This window comes from uncultured Gimesia sp. (assembly GCF_937919775.1).
Taxonomy (GTDB): domain Bacteria; phylum Planctomycetota; class Planctomycetia; order Planctomycetales; family Planctomycetaceae; genus Gimesia.
In genome coordinates, this window is sequence record NZ_CALFPF010000607.1 from 1 (window position 1) to 2,235 (window position 2,235).

At 48.9% G+C, this 2,235-nt stretch carries 2 protein-coding genes; one reads left to right on the forward strand and one right to left on the reverse strand.

All coding sequences use genetic code 11. The features are described 5' to 3' along the window. Positions 1 to 746, forward strand: a 746-nt coding sequence (gcvT, locus tag Q0294_RS17470) for a glycine cleavage system aminomethyltransferase GcvT (protein ID WP_299468023.1), incomplete at its 5' end; no start/stop codon positions are given. A 64-nt stretch (positions 747 to 810) separates the two neighbouring features. Here the strand turns inward: gcvT and Q0294_RS17475 are convergent. Further along, positions 811 to 1,845 (reverse strand): fatty acid desaturase, encoded by a 1,035-nt coding sequence (locus Q0294_RS17475; protein ID WP_299468025.1) that lies wholly within the window; start codon positions 1,843 to 1,845, stop codon positions 811 to 813. Between the last annotated feature and the right edge of the window lie 390 nt (positions 1,846 to 2,235).

Sequence of the window (2,235 nt, forward strand, 5' to 3'; positions counted from 1 at the left end):
ATCGCTTGAAAATTGTCGATTGGATCGGGAAACAAAGACAGGGATTTGATGTTCAAATCGAAGACCTGACCTGCGAAAAATTCATGCTGGCTTTGCAGGGACCGGAATCACTGGGCGTTCTGAATCCTTTAGCTGAAGCGGATCTGAGTGAGATCAAATATTATTTCGGCATCGAAACCAGGGTTCTGGGTGTGGATGCACTTGTCAGCCGCACCGGCTATACCGGCGAAGACGGTTTTGAAGTGGTGCTTGATCAATCGCAGGCTGTGATGCTCTGGGAACGTTTGATAGCGGATGGGCAGTCGGTGGGGTTAATCCCGGCCGGATTAGGCTGTCGAGATACATTGAGACTGGAAGCAGCGATGCCTTTATATGGACATGAGCTGGATGAGCAAACCGATCCGTTTACCGCCGGTCTGAACTTCGCTGTGAAGCTGCAGGGAGCTGATTTCATCGGTAAGGAAGCTCTAATCTCTGCCAAGGCCCGTGAAGACCGGAAAGTCCGCGTGGGCTTCACCCTGGAAGGAAAGCGTGCCGCCCGCGAAGGATCCCAGCTGTTTCAGGGGGATCACCAGGTCGGAATCGTGACATCCGGGTCCTTTTCTCCCACGCTCGACATGCCGATCGGAATGGCATATGTCGAAGCAGCCTTTGCTGAACCGGGGCAGGTTCTGGATGCTGATATTCGTGGGAAACGATTTCCGGTAAAAGTGACCACACTCCCATTCTACAAACGGGACACTTAAGAAAACGTGGTTGAACGGCTACCGCAGGAAGCAAGAGGAAAACGGTTTTCACCCAGGATACAGGCTAGCTGCTGGCAATATCCGTATCGGCCAGAACTTCTTTTGCGACATCCTGCACGAAGTTGTCGATCTGTTTTTTCTCTTTGGCTGGCGCTGGTGCGCCCGCATTCATGCCGACCCCGGGTTTCAAGATAAACGACGGAGCCATGTCGATGATGGCACCCCAGTAACTTGTAAAGACCGGATATTTCACGTCCGGGTTCTGCTCCTGGTAGTCATCCATTTTTTGGAGAAGCAGGTTGTGGGCGATTCTTGGATGGCGGTGGTGCGGGCCATGTACAAAAATGTCGAAGTTAAAATAAGTGCATAATTTGGTGATGATGTTGGAACCCACGACCGTGCGTGTTCCCAGCATCGGGTCGTAACTGCTCATACCCAGGTGCTCGGTAAACTTCCGGGTATTTTGGTAAATTCCTGCCAGATAGTGAGGCAGGAACCAGACGCGTACGAGGTCCCAGATCGTGCCGAAATAGGCACAGGTTCCCAACACTGATCCCCAGAAGAGAACCATAAACGCATATTCATAGCGGATCGTTCGTCGGAGTTTGGGGTCAGTCAGCGGCGAGTCTTTATGCCAGAAAATTCGACCGTAAATGTAGGGTGCCATAAAAAGCCCCAACAGGAGGTCAAACCAGATGAAAACCCGGCGAAAGCGGAGTGAGGTACTCGGGTCTGAATAAGGCCAGAGTTCCCAGTCGCTGGGTTTATTCAAGTAGGCGTGATGGCGAATGTGGCTTTCGCGATAGATCGTATAAGGGACGAACATCGCTGTTCCCAGAATACGTCCCAGCCAGATACTGGCATATTTGGAACCAGAAAGAGTGTGGTGCGAGCACTCGTGAAAGCAGCTGGTCCAGCAGAAGAGGCAATACGAAGTGAAGAGTGTCCAGAAAATCTGCCACCCGATCGCATGGCTGGGCCAGTAAACGGCTAAGCACCAAAGTCCAACAAGTCCCATCGGTAAGAATAAAAAACGCGGGATTGTGGTTTTTTCTTCCAGATCCTTTAATTCTTGCTCAGTGAATTGTGTGACGGACACGTTTTAGCTCCGGTCTTTCATACTGCCAGCATTTTTTCTAATATTTAACCAGCGATGTGTAACTCGTAGGCGCTACGAAGAATACAATTTGAACTAGATAAAATGGTACTCACAGCAAATCTGTGAGTCAACATATCAGAAATTTCGGCCATTTTGGTCGATGACTACATTCAGTCTTGTCATCACGAGGGCATGAGCACATTATTTCTATAAAACGGACTATTCAGGAATAATGTGTGCATTACGTATTTTACGAAAATTACAGTGACATGCGAGTATACACCCACTGCAAAATTCGGCAATATTTTTTCTTAGCCGGAAATCACAATTTTCAGCAATTTCATTCAGTTATTGAATTGTCAGGTCTGAACCTAAATTCTAGTCAGTCCT